General features: G+C 55.6%; 14 protein-coding genes. 2 read left to right on the plus strand and 12 right to left on the minus strand.

The window, feature by feature from the left end; all coding sequences use genetic code 11:
* Window positions 1–41: 41 nt before the first annotated feature.
* The 6 genes from AACY82_RS16575 to AACY82_RS16600 form a co-directional block, all read right to left on the minus strand.
* Window positions 42–347: a DUF2288 family protein gene (locus AACY82_RS16575; RefSeq protein WP_339617963.1), complete on the minus strand. Its 306-nt coding sequence runs from the start codon at window positions 345–347 to the stop codon at window positions 42–44.
* On the minus strand, window positions 344–1,270 hold the full coding sequence (locus AACY82_RS16580; RefSeq protein ID WP_339617964.1) for a hydroxymethylglutaryl-CoA lyase: 927 nt from the start codon (window positions 1,268–1,270) through the stop codon (window positions 344–346). Before AACY82_RS16580 ends, AACY82_RS16575 begins: the two co-directional genes overlap by 4 nt.
* Entirely contained in the window at window positions 1,270–1,875 is a 606-nt protein-coding gene (locus tag AACY82_RS16585; RefSeq protein WP_339617965.1) for a flavin prenyltransferase UbiX, read from the minus strand. Before AACY82_RS16585 ends, AACY82_RS16580 begins: the two co-directional genes overlap by 1 nt.
* A gap of 18 nt (window positions 1,876–1,893) precedes the next feature.
* Window positions 1,894–3,255 carry a UDP-N-acetylmuramate:L-alanyl-gamma-D-glutamyl-meso-diaminopimelate ligase gene (gene mpl / locus AACY82_RS16590; protein WP_339617966.1) on the minus strand — a complete coding sequence of 454 codons (1,362 nt, stop codon included), beginning with the start codon at window positions 3,253–3,255 and terminating at the stop codon, window positions 1,894–1,896.
* A gap of 313 nt (window positions 3,256–3,568) precedes the next feature.
* On the minus strand, window positions 3,569–5,284 hold the full coding sequence (locus AACY82_RS16595) for a lysophospholipid acyltransferase family protein (protein WP_339617967.1): 1,716 nt from the start codon (window positions 5,282–5,284) through the stop codon (window positions 3,569–3,571).
* A gap of 120 nt (window positions 5,285–5,404) precedes the next feature.
* On the minus strand, window positions 5,405–6,646 hold the full coding sequence (locus tag AACY82_RS16600; RefSeq protein ID WP_339617968.1) for a hypothetical protein: 1,242 nt from the start codon (window positions 6,644–6,646) through the stop codon (window positions 5,405–5,407).
* Window positions 6,647–6,747: 101 nt separating this feature from the next.
* Here AACY82_RS16600 and serB point away from each other — a divergent pair, with 101 nt between their 5' ends.
* Window positions 6,748–7,965, plus strand: coding sequence for a phosphoserine phosphatase SerB (gene serB, locus AACY82_RS16605; protein ID WP_339617969.1), 1,218 nt, complete (start codon window positions 6,748–6,750; stop codon window positions 7,963–7,965).
* A gap of 77 nt (window positions 7,966–8,042) precedes the next feature.
* Here the strand turns inward: serB and AACY82_RS16610 are convergent, their stop codons facing one another.
* From AACY82_RS16610 to AACY82_RS16635, 6 genes are all read right to left on the minus strand, one after another.
* Entirely contained in the window at window positions 8,043–8,453 is a 411-nt protein-coding gene (locus AACY82_RS16610) for a hypothetical protein (RefSeq protein ID WP_339617970.1), read from the minus strand.
* An 11-nt stretch (window positions 8,454–8,464) separates the two neighbouring features.
* Window positions 8,465–10,102 (minus strand): S41 family peptidase, encoded by a 1,638-nt coding sequence (locus AACY82_RS16615; protein ID WP_339617971.1) that lies wholly within the window; start codon window positions 10,100–10,102, stop codon window positions 8,465–8,467.
* A gap of 48 nt (window positions 10,103–10,150) precedes the next feature.
* Complete coding sequence (gene ubiB / locus AACY82_RS16620) at window positions 10,151–11,800, minus strand: ubiquinone biosynthesis regulatory protein kinase UbiB (RefSeq protein ID WP_339617972.1); 1,650 nt, start codon at window positions 11,798–11,800, stop codon at window positions 10,151–10,153.
* Window positions 11,800–12,426, minus strand: coding sequence for an SCP2 sterol-binding domain-containing protein (locus AACY82_RS16625; protein WP_339617973.1), 627 nt, complete (start codon window positions 12,424–12,426; stop codon window positions 11,800–11,802). The genes ubiB and AACY82_RS16625 overlap by 1 nt, the downstream gene beginning before the upstream one ends.
* Complete coding sequence (gene ubiE, locus AACY82_RS16630) at window positions 12,426–13,175, minus strand: bifunctional demethylmenaquinone methyltransferase/2-methoxy-6-polyprenyl-1,4-benzoquinol methylase UbiE (RefSeq protein WP_339617974.1); 750 nt, start codon at window positions 13,173–13,175, stop codon at window positions 12,426–12,428. The genes AACY82_RS16625 and ubiE overlap by 1 nt, the downstream gene beginning before the upstream one ends.
* A 120-nt stretch (window positions 13,176–13,295) precedes the next feature.
* Window positions 13,296–13,766, minus strand: coding sequence for an RDD family protein (locus AACY82_RS16635; RefSeq protein ID WP_339617975.1), 471 nt, complete (start codon window positions 13,764–13,766; stop codon window positions 13,296–13,298).
* A gap of 64 nt (window positions 13,767–13,830) precedes the next feature.
* Here AACY82_RS16635 and AACY82_RS16640 point away from each other — a divergent pair, with 64 nt between their 5' ends.
* Window positions 13,831–14,766 (plus strand): sugar phosphate isomerase/epimerase, encoded by a 936-nt coding sequence (locus AACY82_RS16640; protein ID WP_339617976.1) that lies wholly within the window; start codon window positions 13,831–13,833, stop codon window positions 14,764–14,766.
* The last annotated feature ends 109 nt before the right edge of the window (window positions 14,767–14,875 follow it).

Raw genomic sequence — 14,875 nt, forward strand, 5'->3', positions numbered from 1 at the left:
TATCCGTTATCCGTTATCCGTTATCCGTTATCCGTTATCCGTTATCCGTTATCCGTTATCCGCTCCTGCACTACTACCCAGGGCTTAACCACTACGGCCCAGACAATGGCCTCTGCCGCAAGCCAGCGGCCTGCCTGCTCGTCGCTGACCGGTTGCACTTGGTTGGCTTGCATCCAGTGTTGGATTTGCGCGGCGTTATCTTCAGCCATGGCGGTCGCTACAAGGGTTAAGTCCAGCTCGGGGGCGACGTAAATGGCGGTGCCGCCGGCAAAAAAACGCTGCAGCTCGTGCCAGGGGATAGGCGCGGTTTCTAAGTTAACTTTGGCTTTAAGAATATCGTCGGTCATAATATTTTTTGAGTTCGGGCGCTGTGCGCTTGGGTGACTTTGCTGTTATTGCGTTTGCCTAAGCGGTCGCAAATGCGCTGCCCGGCGGCCATCAGCTGATGCAGATTAATACCGTGGTCGATGCCCAAACCATCCAGTAAATAAATGACATCTTCGGTAGCGACGTTGCCCGTGGCGCCTTGCGCGTAGGGGCAGCCGCCTAAGCCGGCGACTGAGCTGTCGATAACGTGCACGCCCATTTGCAGCGCCGCTAAGATGTTGCTAAGCGCTTGGCCGTAGGTGTCGTGCATATGCACGGCGAGCTGCTCGACGGGAATGTCGTTGAGTAAGCAAGCGAGCAAGCGTTGCGTATCGGCGGCGGTGCCGACGCCGATGGTATCCCCCAGCGATACTTCGTAGCAGCCCATGGCTAAAAGTTCGCGGGTGATAGACAAACACGTTTGCGGCTCGACTTTACCCGAATAAGGGCAGCCCAGTACGCACGAGATATAGCCGCGTACCGGAATGTTGTTGGCATTCGCAGCAGCGACCACTTCGGCAAAGCGCTCGAGGCTGGTATTGATATCGCAGTTAAGATTTTTCTGGCTAAAAGCCTCGGAGGCGGCGGCAAAAATAGCCACTTCATCAGCGCCGGCGGCAAGCGCGCGATCAAAGCCTTTGATGTTGGGGGTAAGGGCGCTGTAACTGACGCCGGGTTTTCGCGTAATCGCGGCAAACGCGTCGCCGCTGTCGGCCATTTGCGGCACCCAGGTTGGGTTTACAAAGGCGCCTGCCTCTATGCGTTGCACACCGGCGTTTGCCAGAGCGTTAATTAAATCGACTTTATCGTCTAGGCTAATACGCCCCGGCTCGTTTTGTAAGCCATCACGCGGGCCTACCTCTACGATGCTGGCCCGTGTGGGTAAGGTGGCGGTTAACGGCATTAATCTTCGCCCCAGCGCGGCATTAGGTCTTGTTCTAGCCCGAGCTGATCGAGAATCCGGGCAACCACAAAATCAATCAAATCTTCCACGCGGTCGGGCTGCATGTAAAAGCCGGGGCTGGCGGGCAGTACCAGCGCGCCTAATTGCGTGACTTTAAGCATGTTCTCTAAATGAATGGCCGAGTAGGGCGTTTCGCGCGGTACAACTATCAGCTGGCGCCGCTCTTTTAGGGCGACATCGGCGGCGCGCTCGATTAAATTATTGCTGGCGCCGCTGGCGATGCTTGATAGGGTGCCGCCGCTGGCAGGGCAAATCACCATAGAGGCGGGTGAGCTGGAGCCTGAGGCGACCGGAGAAAACCAATCATCGCGGCCAAACAAGATTAGCTGTTCGTCATCGGCGCCGTAGCGCTGGCTTAAAAACAGTTGTTGCTCGTCGAGATCGGAAGGCAAATCTAAGTTGGTTTCGGTGCGGATTACCACCTCGGCGGCGCTGGACAGCAGAAGGTAAACGCGACAATCAGCCGCCAGCAAACATTGCAGTAGGCGCAAGCCGTATTGCGCGCCCGAAGCGCCAGTCATGGCGAGGGTAATAGTGCGTGACACAGTAGTGGCTCCTGCTTTTTACATGGCGTGTTTGGTCAGTTGCTGCACCAGTTTTTGGTGCAAGCCCTCAAAGCTGCCGTTGCTCATAATGACGATGTGGGTGTCGGCCTCGGCCAGCGCTAAAGTGTCGTGAATTAAGGTGTCTAGCTCGTGGTACAGCTTGGCGGGTACCGGCGAGCTGTTGACCACCTCGTGCATATCCCAATCGGTGTGTGGTGGTTGATACCAGAGCACATCGTCGGCGTGCACGCAGGAGGGCGCGAGGGCTTTTTTATGGGTGCCTAAGCGCATGGTGTTAGAGCGTGGCTCGATAATGGCAATAATTTTGTCGTCGCCAACCCGGGCGCGCAAGCCCTCGAGAGTTGTGTGAATGGCGGTAGGGTGATGGGCAAAGTCGTCGTACACTTTTACGCTGTGTATATCGGCGATGCATTCGAGCCGGCGTTTAACGCCTTTAAATTCGGCCAGCGCCTGAGCGCTTACCTCGGGTGTAACACCTACGTGCCGTGCCGCGAGCATGGCACCAATGGCGTTGCTGACATTGTGTTGCCCGCTCATATTCCACTGTACCTGGGCCACTTGGGTGTCACCGTCAAACAGGGCAAAGTGCGAGCCGTCGGCGGCGAGATTTTTACTCTGCCATTGGCCGTCGGGGCCAAAGGTTTGCGATTCGCTCCACAGGCCTTTTTTAACCACACTCTTTAGCGCGGTGTCGTTAGCCGGATAAATAACGCGGCCATCACCGGGCACGGTGCGCAACAAATGGTGAAATTGCTTTTGAATGTCCGCTAGCGAATCAAAAATGTCGGCGTGATCGAATTCCAGGTTATTGAGCACTAATGTACGCGGTTGGTAGTGGACAAATTTCGCGCGCTTATCAAAAAACGCGCTGTCGTATTCGTCGGCCTCGATCACAAAAAAGGGCGTGTTACCCAAGCGCGCCGACTGCGGAAAGTTTTGCGTGACGCCACCGATTAAAAAGCCCGGCGCCATACCCGCGTACTCTAAAATCCAGGCCAGTAAACTGGCGGTGGTGGTTTTTCCGTGGGTACCGGCCACCGCTAACACCCACTTGCCGGGCAGCACGTGCTCGCGCAGCCACTGAGGGCCGGAGGTGTAGGGCAGGCCCTTATTAAGCACAGCCTCGACGGCCTCGTTACCGCGGCTTAACGCATTGCCAATAATTACCAAGTCGGGCGCGGGATCTAGCTGGCGCGGATCATAGCCTTGTATTAGCTCAATGCCGGCGGCTTCAAGCTGAGTGCTCATGGGGGGGTAAACGTTTTGGTCCGAGCCGGTAACCCGGTGACCAAGGGCTTTGGCAAGTTGGGCCAGGCTGCCCATAAATGTGCCGCAAATGCCGAGAATATGTATGTGCATAGAAATGTCTGCCCCGCAATAGGTGTCGCGAGCTTAACACGAGGCAGGATGCCGCAAAAGTGAGGCAGCACCTTAATCGCGCAAAGAGTCGCGCTTGTGTTTCTCGTCACGGCTTTGGGGCTGTTACAGCCGGTGATTTCTGGCTTTAAGTCGGCTAGCGCCCGTGGGCTAATTCAGGCAAGCAAGGCCGTTAACAAAAGCGTGTGTTTTATCCTGAGCATCTACTTTGGATGTTTATTGCGCCAGCGGTGTGACTAGCTTACAACACAGTATAGATGCATTTGGGATAAGGTCACAGCTGCCGCGGCGGCGCTTAGCTGTCGCCTAAATAGCGTTTGCGCTTATTGGCTTTCATTTTTGTCAGATCGCCCATAAACAATCCATCCAGACAGTCGCCAAAGTCCGAGTCGACGCTAAAGGCTAATAGCTGGTAGCCGCCCGGCTCGTAAAGGGCGGCATATTGTTTGTAAAGCGTGGGTATTTTGTGGCCGGCGGCCGAGAATTGTTTTTGTAAATAACGAAAGCCGTCCTCAACACCCATGTCGGCAAATAGATGTTGTAACTCTTGGTGTTTGTCGTCGTCCAGCAGGTGTGGGTGACGCGCGCCGGCCAGTGGCGGCTGGCCTTGGTAGTAGTGTTGATAGAAATAGACGCACAAATCGCGCAGCGCTTTGGGGTAGCTGGCGCTCATGCTGACCGGCCCCAGCACGTACCGCACTGACGTGTCGTGCTGCAAGTAGGCGCCAAGGCCTTGCCATAAATACTCCAGGCTGGCCTTGCCCCAGTAATCGGGGTGGACGAAGCTGCGGCCCAGCTCCACCGCTTGTTGCAGGTAGGGGTAGAGTGTTGGTTGATAGTGAAACAGCTCGTCGGTGTAGAGTCCGCCGGAGCCGTAGTCGCGTAAAATTCGCGCACAGTCGGCGATGCGGTAGGCGCCGGCAATACACAGGCGATTTTCATCCCATAGGACCAAGTGGCGGTAGTGCTGATCGTATTTGTCTAAATCGCGCCGACTGCCGGTGCCTTCGCCCACAAGGCGAAAGGTAAGCTCGCGCAGACGACCGATCTCACGCAGTACGGTGGGGTGGCTGTGGTAGTCACACAAAAAGATTTTGTGGTTGTCTGACGTTTTGCCAATCTCGGTGGCCGTTGCAAATTCTAGTTTAAGCGCGGCGCGATCTTCCGGGTGGGCAATAGTGCGCTCGGTCACAAACTGCGGTTTGTTTTTTTTACGCAGTTTGTATAGGTGCTTTTTAAGGCGTTGTATTAATGCTTTGTCGGCCAGTTTATCGTTGCGTAACTCGGTGTGCGGAATCGCCTCGCCCACCCGAAAGCGAATTTCGCCCGAGTGTTTTTTAAACATCTCGCGGGCGAGTAACGCAGTGCCAAAAGGTTTGTACAGCATAGATGCGCTGTAAAACAGCAGTGAGTTTTTGGCCTCGATAAAGATAGGCAAAATAGGCGCGGAGGTTTTGCGGGCAAAGTGCAAAAAGCCCGAGTGCCACGCGCCATCGCGGATGCCTTTAGGGCTGGCGCGTGAGACCTCGCCTGCGGGAAAAATAATCACGGCCTCGTCATTGTTAAGCGCTTCGAGAATGGCTTTATAGCTTTGGCGGTAGGCGCTGCGGGTCATGTTGTCGAGTGGCAAAAACACACTGTGCAGTGGCTTGAACGCCATCAGCATATCGTTGGCGACGATCCGCACATCTTTGCGAACTTCACTGATCATACGCAGTAGCGCTAAACCGTCGAGTGAGCCGATCGGGTGGTTGGCAATAATGACGACGCGCCCTTGCGAGGGGATGTTGTTGCGGTCGCGGCTGCTAACGCTGTAGTTAAAATTAAAGTACTCGAAAATCTGATCGATAAAATCAATCCCGCGCAGGCCGTTGTGGTTGTGCAGAAACTGATTGATCTCTTGCTCGTGGGTCAGCTTACGCAGCAGCGACAGTGTCGTGCCGCGAATAACCGGTCGGCTGTTGGCAAAGCCTGGGAATTTGTTGGTCACAGATTGTTCGATGTTCAGCATATCTCTCGCCCATAACAAAGCGCCGCGTTGAGTGCAGTGTGCGGCTATGGGGTTACGCTAAAATCAAATCGTGACCGTTGTGTGATGTTTTAGTGACAGGGCGGTGACAGGGCGACGCCCTTAGGCGTCGCTGGTGGCCAGACTTGCTAACTGTTGCTCTTGGCGCTGCAGCAACGATTCGTAGGGCGGTTTAATCTGCTCTAAGTGATCGGCGGCGTTAATTTGTACGTGTTGCTCCAGTAAGTCGCATTGCAGCGCCGGGTCGACCCACACGGCCGGGGTAGTATGGGCCGGAGGCTTTGCTTGTGTGTCGGTGGCCATTACGTTGGCGGCCAGCTTTAGCACGGGGCGCTCGCCACTTAAGCTAAGGCGCAGGGCGAGCTGGCAGATGCAAAGCGCGTAAAAACTGGCATCGGCTAAGCTGTCGCCGGTTACGGTGAGCTTCATGCGTTGGTTGCGCAGCGGTCCCTTGGTGCCAGCGTACAGGGCGAGTATGCCGCTGAGCGCTTGATCGAGACGCTCTAGTCTGTGATTAAACCGGCCCAGGGTAAGCTGCAATCGCAAGGTGTCGATATTGAGAAACACCAGCTCAATGATAACCGCGTGTTGTGGCGCCTCGTGCTCTTTCTCGGCTTCGGACCAGTGGGTGTCGGGCTCGCTTGGGCCCTCTTGGTTTGCATCCGGTTTGGGTGAGGGTTGCTCGTCGTCCTCGGGCGACTCGTCATCGTCGCTGGGTTGGTTTGTGACTTCCTCATGGGTGGGATCTGGCTGCGTAACAGGTGCCGTCGGCTCGCTTGGATGGGCCTTAGTTGCGGGCGCCGCGGCAGAGAGTGTTTGTTCTTCGCGGATAGTGTCGCGCCTTTGCTGGAGAATATGCTGCGTTAGCCATAGGCCCGCGATGCATAGCAGTATTGCGATACTCCACACCCATAAAAACAGTCCATACAGCTGGCTGGTGGGCGGCGTTTGCAGTGTGACCGATAGATGGCCGGCGATGTGAGTGTCGAGGGTGATACCGGCGCTGTAGCTCGGTGTCTGGTAGCCCACCGGTGCCGTGCTCTCGCCGTGTTCGACCAGTAAGCGGTTTTCGACATCGCGAATACTGGCACGCAGCACGGCCGGTTGTGTGGTGACCGATTGCACGATCACTTGTAAGCTGATCATATCTTGCGCCAGCGCCGGCTCGACCGCCTGCTCTGCGGCGCGATCGGCTAAAGCTTGCCCGTAGCGATCGAGTTGCAGGGCGTGTTGTTGTCCCGCAAAATGCAATACCAGTGCGGCGCCGAGTACCCCGAGTAGCACCATGGCAATGGTGCAAAGGCCTAGCTCTGGGTGCTGCTTTAAGGTCTGGCGTAAACGCATGGTGAGTCCGGTGAGTTAACTTTGTGGCGGCATTTTAACGCAATTAGTATTGGGCCGACTATAAACGCTATAATAGCGCTTTTGAGACGTGATCTGGCAACGTGAAACAAATCCTTCTGATTAACGCCGCCGGTGCTGACCGGCCGGGCGTTACCTCCGTTATTACCCAAGTGCTCGGCCGCTACGATGCGGCGATACTTGATATCGGTCAAGCTGTTATTCACGACAATTTGGCGCTCGGTTTACTGGTGGCGATAGATACCGGCCGTGTTTCTGAGCCCGAGCTACTGGCTGAGTTACAGGGCGCGACGGTTAAGCTCGATATCAATGTTCGCTTTACCAGTATTAGTTACGATAGCTACGAGCACTGGGTCGAGCTTGCGGGCAAAGCCCGTTATATCGTTACCTTGTTGGCGCGTGAGGTCACGGCGCATCAAATCGCTGACTTGACCGAGGTCACCGTACAGCACGGTTTGAATATCGACAATATCAATCGCCTGTCCGGTCGCATCTCACTCGATAGCATTGACGACCGCGCCAGTGCGTGTGTGGAGTTCTCGGTGCGGGGCGAGCCCGCCGATCGCGAGGCATTGCGTGCCGACTTTATGGAGTTATCCACTCGCCACGAAGCCGACATCGCCTTTCAGCGCGATACCGTGTATCGCCGCAACCGCCGCTTAGTCTGCTTTGATATGGATTCAACCTTGATTGAGGCCGAGGTCATCGACGAGCTGGCCAAGGCCGCCGGCGTGGGTGAGCAAGTGGCCGAGATCACCGAGCTTGCTATGCGCGGCGAACTGGACTTTAACGAGAGCTTTGCCCGTCGCATGGCCTTGCTTAAAGGTCTGGATGAAAGTGTTCTGGAAGGGATAGCCGCTAATTTACGCATTACCGAGGGCGCCGAGAAACTGATCAGCAGCTTAAAAAAACTCGGCTATAAAACCGCGATCCTCTCGGGTGGTTTTCAGTACTTTGGTGAATACCTGCAAAAAAAACTGGGGGTCGATTACGTTTACGCCAATACTTTGGATGTCGTTGATGGCAAAGTTACCGGCGAAGTAAAAGGGCAGGTAATTAATGGCGAACGCAAAGCCGAGCTGTTAAAAATGCTGGCCGAGCGCGAGGGCATTACCACCGAACAAACCATTGCCGTGGGCGATGGTGCCAATGATTTGCCGATGCTGGGGGCGGCCGGCCTAGGCATTGCCTTTAGAGCTAAACCGTTAGTAAAGGCCTCGGCCGAGCAATCTATCTCGACCTTAGGGTTAGACGCTATCCTTTACTTAATGGGCTTTCGCGAGCGCGATCAGATTTTATAGCAAAAACTTGCACGGTGAACGGCGACGGCTACTATTTTCCGTTCACCGTTCACCGTTCACCGTTCACCGTTCACCGTTCACCGTTCACCGTTCACCGCGACGCACGTCGCATCGGGAATGGGCCACTCCCGGTTACTCTGTCGGTGTCTCAGTCGGCATTGGTCATTCACTAAATACAGCTCAAAGTGATCGGGCCGGTCGCGCCAGCTGCCCTGTACGCCCGCCGCCTCTATGCTGCGGGGCCGGCTAGCGGCGTCGATAATCAGTACGGGTTTATCGGTTAACGCTTTTGTCGACAAGGTCACCTCGGTATTAAGCGCGCTGTCGACGATTCTTTTGAGTTGCGCTTGCGCGGTAGCGTCGGGCTTAACCAACAGCGCCGGTTGCGGCTCGGGCATAGAGGTGCTTTGACACCCACCCAGTGCGACAGCCAGCAGCAAGCTCGCGCTAAGGCGGGCTGCTGATGTTAGCTTGATGGTTTGTGGCATAGTGATATTCCTTAACGACGCAAAATCATATCGCCGAGCCCCGGCGGCTGATGAATAACACCGTCACCGGTGCCAGCGGCTTGTGCTTTTTGCAGGTCTGTATGCCCTTTACTTGTGCTTGCGCTCGGGCAGCTGCCGGTATCGCGGTAGTGTAACGCAGTGGCTAAGCGCGCCTCGTCGACGTTACCTAACAGATGGTCGTAATCGTCGGGGACGATGCAGCCGGGCAGCTCGGCGGTGTTGCTGCTGGCGGTATTGCCCGGGAAGAAGCCGTCGCTGTACTCGCCATAGCCTTTGGCGTTGGCGGATTTAAACTGGGTGGTAAAATAGCTACTACCGCAATTGTCGAGTATGTAGGCACCGTAAGGTTTGCCACAGGTGGCGGCGCCAATTTGCACTACCTCAACATCGATACCGATTAGACCGTTAATAATAGCCTCGGATGCCGAGCAGGTGTTGGGGCCTGTTAGTACGTAAACGCGGTTTAGGTTTAAAGTGGGCAGCGCTTGTCCGACGTCTTCCGAGAAGCCCTGAGTGCTTGTGTAGAATTTTTCCGGCTGGAGCGATTCGCCGGTAAAAGGGTTAACGTTCGGGTACTTGTCATTAAACTCAGTGGTGTTAAAGGTTTTGTCGGCGGCATTGCTGCCGGCGATCATATAGGCAAGTTCGTTGGCGATCGCTAAATAACCACCCCCGTTGTAACGTAGATCCAATACTAAATCGCTGACGCTGTCGCTGCGCAATTGCTCGATAGCATTGCTGAGTGCGGTTTCGGCTGTTGCGATATGAGTATTAAACAAGATGTAGCCGACTTTGCCGGTCGCGGTGTCGAGAGTTTTTACCGTCGGCGCTGGGGCAATGGTGATCTCGGTTGAGTTCAACTCGATGGTGCGGCTGTTGTTGCTGTTTAGGTCTTGCACTTTAAAAGTGTGGCTCTGGTTTAGATCGGTCGGAAACAGTCCGGCATTTAGCGTCGCAATATCGTCGCCGTTAACAAAGTCGACGCCATCGATTTCTAAAACCCGTGCCCCGCGGCTCAACCCGGCTTGAGCGGCGGGCGAGTTTGGTTGCACGTAAGAAACTACCACCTCTCGCGGGGGGACGGCTGACAGTAGTGCCCAAACAGCGCCGTAGCCGGCCTCAACGCCCGACTCGGTGCGTTCGCGGTATTCATCGGTCGGGGCGATCCAATGAAATTGATCTTTGGGGGTGCCGGTGGGCGTCAAAGCCGTGGTTTTCATCAGCTGGAAATACGTGGGCGTGTTGTAAAGCGCTGGGTTAACGTCTTCTACTTCGTTGTACCACAGGTAGAACTCGTTGGTGATAGAGCGCAAAAAGAAGTTCTCTTGCGTGGCGCTGCCTTGTTGGTCGGGGTAGGGCTGACTGTTGTATGGGGCAATACCCGTGCGCGGATTTTCACACAAGCTCCAAAAATTCTCAGCCGGCGCGTAGGCGCCCTCGACCCATGTCAGTGCGGAGGAACTGGAGCTGCTGCTGGCTACAGCGCTAGAGCTAGAGCGTGAAATCTGTGGGCCAGAGTTGCCGCCCCCGCCTCCACAGGCGGCCAGTGATAACACGCTTAATGTTATCGTGGCGTGGAGGGTCGCGCGTAAGCGCGCTGGTAGAGAGCTTTTACCAATAAAAGTCATAGTGTGCACTTATCCTTGTACTGACGTTGTGGTGTTGGTACGGCGTTTTTAACGTCCCGCTATTATGGCGATGCCGGCGGCAGCCAGCAACACCCAGACGCTTGCGGGTAGCTGGCTAACATCGATGCTTTGCAGCCGCATATTCAGCTCGCTAAACGCCAGACAGCCGGCGCCGGCAATGCTGAGTAAGGCGATAAAGTTAGCGTAGCGTCGGCGCCGCCGGGCTTTTTCTTGGCGTGCCATCTGCTCGCGCGCCAGAGCCAGTTCGTGGCTCCATTGGCCGATATTCTGCACTTGTTGTAAACCGTTAAAGACCAAGTGCGGTACCTCGGGAAACTTCTCAAGCCACTCGGGAGCGTAGCGCTTTAATTCGCCCCACAAGGTGCGTGGATCAAACCGGTTTTTAAGCCAGCGTTCTAAAAACGGGTGGGCGGTGCTCCACAGGTCCAGGTCGGGGTAGAGTTGGCGGCCTAATCCTTCAATATTTAATAATGTCTTTTGCAGCAGTACTAGTTGTGGCTGCACCTCCATATTAAAGCGCCGCGCGGTACGAAACAGGCTTAATAATACATGGCCAAACGATATATCTTTGAGAGGCTTTTCAAAGATTGGTTCACACACGGTGCGCACGGCGGCTTCTAGCTCTTCGGTACGGGTGTTTTCGGGTACCCAGCCACTTTGTACATGCAGCTCGGCCACTTGGCGGTAATCGCGGCGGAACATGGCCAGCATGTTGCGCGCTAAATAGTATTGGTCGGCGCGGGTCAGTGAGCCGACAATCGCCATATCCACGGCAATGTATTGGGGTTGGTCTGGGTGCTCGCGGGAGACAAAAATATTGCCCGGGTGCATGTCGGCATGAAAAAAGTTGTGCTCAAACACTTGGGTAAAAAAGATCTCGACACCGCGCTCGGCGAGCTTTTTCATGTCGGTATGTTGCGCTTTTAATGCATCGATTTGGGTGACGGGGATTCCCGAAATGCGCTCCATTACCAACACTTTATGGCGGGTGTAATCCCACATGATTTCGGGGATATACAAAAGCGGCGAATGTAAAAAGTTACGCCGCAGTTGCGAGGCGTTGGCCGCTTCGCGCTGTAAATCCAGTTCGTCAAAAATGGTGGTGCGGTAATCGTCGACGACCTCGACCGGGCGCAGGCGTTTGCCGTCGGCGCTGTAGCGTTCAAGCCCGCGGGCTAACAAGTGCAGCAGGCGCGTGTCTTGGCTAATGATGCGCTCGATGCCGGGACGCACAACTTTTACCACCACCTCGCGGCCGTCGTGTAGCACGGCGGCGTGTACTTGCGCGACCGACGCCGACGCCAGCGGTTCGCGATCAAACTGGGCAAAAATCGCGTCGACGCTGTCGCCCAACGAGCTTTCTACCAGCGCGCAAAAAGTTTCTTTGGCAAACGGCGGGACATTGTCTTGTAAATCGCTTAGCGCCGCGACGATATCGGCGGGAATCAAGTCGGGGCGGGTCGATAATAGCTGGCCGAATTTAACAAAAATTGGCCCCAGTTGCTCGCAAGCTAAGCGCAGACGCTCGCCGCGGGTGAGCTTACCGGCGGGTATTAAATGCAGAGGGCAGAGCAGTAACCTTAGCCACCAGGGCAAGTTGTGCCGAGGCAGCAATAAGTCGAGCCTAAAGCGGGCAAAGGTGTAGATGATTCGGCACAGGCGAAACAGAGAAAACATCAGTGGTCCTTGTGATCGTGGCGCGCCTGCAGGCGGGCGATACGGGCGCCGAGTCGATCCAGTGCCAGACGGGTGTGGTCGATATCCTCAACAAATAGTGCAAACTCAGAGCGGCCCAGCACCGCCGGGGACTCTTCGGCCAAGTACTCGCGCACCAAGCGCTCGGCGCCGTGGGCGCGGTCGCGGGCCCAAACACCGGCGCCGCGCAATGATTGCGCTAGGGCGTGGGCTGGTAGTGTGCCAATAATATCGGCGAGCGCTAGCTCCCAGTCGATATCCAGTTGGCCCATCAACCCTTGTAGCTGTGCCAGCACGCCCGCGTTGCCGCTAATGCTAACGCCGCTGCCGTACAGACTGTGCTGATCGGCAAACAATAGTTTCACCATGTCGGCACCGCTGCCGCTTAAGGTCGCCGACAGTTCGCCTTCGTGATGGCCGGTTAGATTGATGCCATCGTGTGTGAAGTGCAGGTAAATTTTTTGTGCCGGTTGCGTGCAATCTAGCAGCAAAGTTTGGCCGGCGAGCTTGGCTAATTGCGCCTGAGTGCCCGGGTCGTAATGCAGTGCCTTTGCTACCGCTTTTTCCAGCGCGATGAGCACGGCGGTAACGGCGGTTGGATCGGCCATTAGGGTTTAACACCCATGTGGAGGGCGACGATGCCGCCGGTCATGTTTTGAAACTCGGTCATGACAAAACCGGCGTTATCCATCATGCCCTGCAGAGTTTTCTGATCGGGGTGCATGCGAATCGACTCGGCCAAGTAGCGGTAGCTGTCAGAGTCGTTGGTGATCAGTTTGCCCATCAATGGCAGTAGGGTAAACGAGTAAGTGTCGTAGGCTTTTTCGAGCAGTGGGTTGCCCGGTTTAGAGAACTCTAAAATGAGTAAGCGGCCGCCGGGTTTTAGCACGCGCAGCATCGCGGCCAGCGCTAAGTCTTTGTCGGTGACGTTGCGCAAGCCAAAGGCGATGGTGATGCAATCAAAGGTGTTATCGGGAAAGGGCAGGTACTGCGCGTCAGCCTGGGCGCAGGTTAAGTTGCCGGCCACGCCGCGATCGGTTAGGCGGTCGCGGCCAACGTTGAGCATTGAGGCGTTAATATCCGCCAGTACCACTAAGCCCTCGGGGCCGACTTTACGGGCAAATTGGTAGGATAAATCCCCGGTGCCACCGGCAATGTCCAGCACCTTGTGGCCGGCGCGCACGGCGGACTTCTCGATGGTGTAGCGCTTCCATAAGCGGTGCACGCCGCCGGACATTAGGTCGTTCATTAAGTCGTATTTGCCGGCGACCGAGTGGAACACATCGGCGACGCGCTCGGCCTTTTGGTCGACCTCGACCTGCTCATAACCGAAGTGAGTGGTTTTTTTCTCGCTCATAGCACACCTTGCCTGTCGCCAGATTTTGGGCCGCTATTGTAACCGAGCCGGCCCTATGGCGCGACAACCTTGCCCCTACTAGCGCGATGATAAAGGTGGACGAGATCACCGCGCAGTAGTTTACGCCGGCGGGCGAATCACCAGGGTGCGCGCCAGTTTGTCGTGCCAACCTTGCTTGCGCGGGTCCCAGGTAATCCACAAGAAACCTAGCCCCAGCGGTAGCAGCGAGACGTAGTAGCCGATATAGCGCACCGCCAGTTGCCAAGGGGCGGGTTTGCCAAGGCTGTCGGCATCGACGATTTTGGCGCGTACCACCAGCTTGCCCGGGGTGGCTGCTTTGATCAGCCAAAATACTAAGGTAAAGCCGGCGGGAACGCCGTAATTAATCCAAAGGTTGTCGCCGCCGGCCAGTAGCATCTCAAGGCCACTGTCCATATGCCGGTAGGCCGTGATGATCACGCCGATCAGCAGCGGTAGCACGACAATAGAGTCGATAATAAAGGCGCCAAAGCGTGGGCCAAAACCCACATATTCCGGTGTGCTCAGTGTTAAAGGTGGCGTGTGATGGTCGCTGGTAGTGTTTGAGGGCATAAGGTTTGGTTACTGTGTTAGAGACTGCAAGTATGGGTAAAGATTTTACGCCGGGGCGGGCCGAGTGGCTATACTGAGCGCCGATGCGGGTTATTTGACTCAGCACGCACGCTGCGGTTCCAGCAGTATAACGAATAACGAATGGAGTGCCATTATGCATGTTTTTAAACGATTTTTAGCATCTTGCCTGCTGACAGTGACGGCTTTTACGGGCGTGGCTAGTGCGGCCGAGCCCGAGCTTAGTGTTCAATTGTGGTCGGTAAAAGATGACCTGACCGAAGATTTTAAAGGAACCCTGGAGTCTTTGGCTGATATGGGCTTTGATGCGGTAGAGTTTGCCGGTAACTTTGGCCCTTACGCGGATAACCCCGCGGGCTTGAAAGCGTACTTGGCCGATATTGGCCTAGAGGCATCAGGTGCTCATGTGGGGTTTGATCAGCTGAGTGATGACAAACTGTATCAGACAATCGCGTTTTATCAGGCCCTTGGCGCCGATTACTTGGTGGTGCCCTGGGATGGTCGGGCGACCAAGCCCGAGCAAGTTGGCGAATTGGCCGCGCAGTTGAATGAAGTGGCCGGTAAGCTAGCCCCTTACGGTTTGCTTACCGGGTATCATAACCACGCGCCAGAGTTTGATGCCTACAAAGGCAGCACCTTTTGGGACTTTATTGCCAGTAACACCGACGATCGCGTGATTATGCAACTCGATGCCGGCTGGGCGACTGTGGCGGGTAAAGATGCCGCCGCCTATATTCGCAAGTACCCCGGTCGTACTCTGGCGACACATATCAAAGCCGGTTTACCCGAGGGCACGACTGGCAAAAAAACCATTTTGGGACAAGATGTCGCTGATTGGGCCGCTGTAGTAACTGCCGCCAGTGAAGTCGGTGGTACGCAGTGGCTGGTGGTCGAGCAAGAAGAATACCCCGAGGGCATGACGCCACTGCAATCGGTCGAGGCCTCAGTTGACGGTTTGCGCGAGATTATGGCGAATATGTAATATCCCCCCAGGCGCCCTTTGTGGCGCCTATTGGTTGGTCTGCAGGTGGCATGGAGTGCTAAACTGGCGTTGCAACTTCTGACAGCTATAGCTTGTCTAACGTGTTGCT

Origin of the sequence: uncultured Gilvimarinus sp., from assembly GCF_963972205.1 — a bacterium.
In the GTDB taxonomy this organism is placed as follows: Bacteria; Pseudomonadota; Gammaproteobacteria; order Pseudomonadales; family Cellvibrionaceae; genus Gilvimarinus; species Gilvimarinus japonicus.

What these genes read in the sequence shown, in the direction of transcription:
- AACY82_RS16575 (WP_339617963.1), bottom strand. Translation starts at nt 347, where the DNA reads ATGACCGACGATATTCTTAAAGCCAAAGTTAACTTAGAAACCGCGCCT.
- AACY82_RS16580 (WP_339617964.1), bottom strand. Translation starts at nt 1,270, where the DNA reads ATGCCGTTAACCGCCACCTTACCCACACGGGCCAGCATCGTAGAGGTA.
- mpl (WP_339617966.1), bottom strand. Translation starts at nt 3,255, where the DNA reads ATGCACATACATATTCTCGGCATTTGCGGCACATTTATGGGCAGCCTG.
- AACY82_RS16595 (WP_339617967.1), bottom strand. Translation starts at nt 5,284, where the DNA reads ATGCTGAACATCGAACAATCTGTGACCAACAAATTCCCAGGCTTTGCC.
- AACY82_RS16600 (WP_339617968.1), bottom strand. Translation starts at nt 6,646, where the DNA reads ATGCGTTTACGCCAGACCTTAAAGCAGCACCCAGAGCTAGGCCTTTGC.
- AACY82_RS16610 (WP_339617970.1), bottom strand. Translation starts at nt 8,453, where the DNA reads ATGCCACAAACCATCAAGCTAACATCAGCAGCCCGCCTTAGCGCGAGC.
- AACY82_RS16615 (WP_339617971.1), bottom strand. Translation starts at nt 10,102, where the DNA reads ATGACTTTTATTGGTAAAAGCTCTCTACCAGCGCGCTTACGCGCGACC.
- ubiB (WP_339617972.1), bottom strand. Translation starts at nt 11,800, where the DNA reads ATGTTTTCTCTGTTTCGCCTGTGCCGAATCATCTACACCTTTGCCCGC.
- AACY82_RS16625 (WP_339617973.1), bottom strand. Translation starts at nt 12,426, where the DNA reads ATGGCCGATCCAACCGCCGTTACCGCCGTGCTCATCGCGCTGGAAAAA.
- ubiE (WP_339617974.1), bottom strand. Translation starts at nt 13,175, where the DNA reads ATGAGCGAGAAAAAAACCACTCACTTCGGTTATGAGCAGGTCGAGGTC.
- AACY82_RS16635 (WP_339617975.1), bottom strand. Translation starts at nt 13,766, where the DNA reads ATGCCCTCAAACACTACCAGCGACCATCACACGCCACCTTTAACACTG.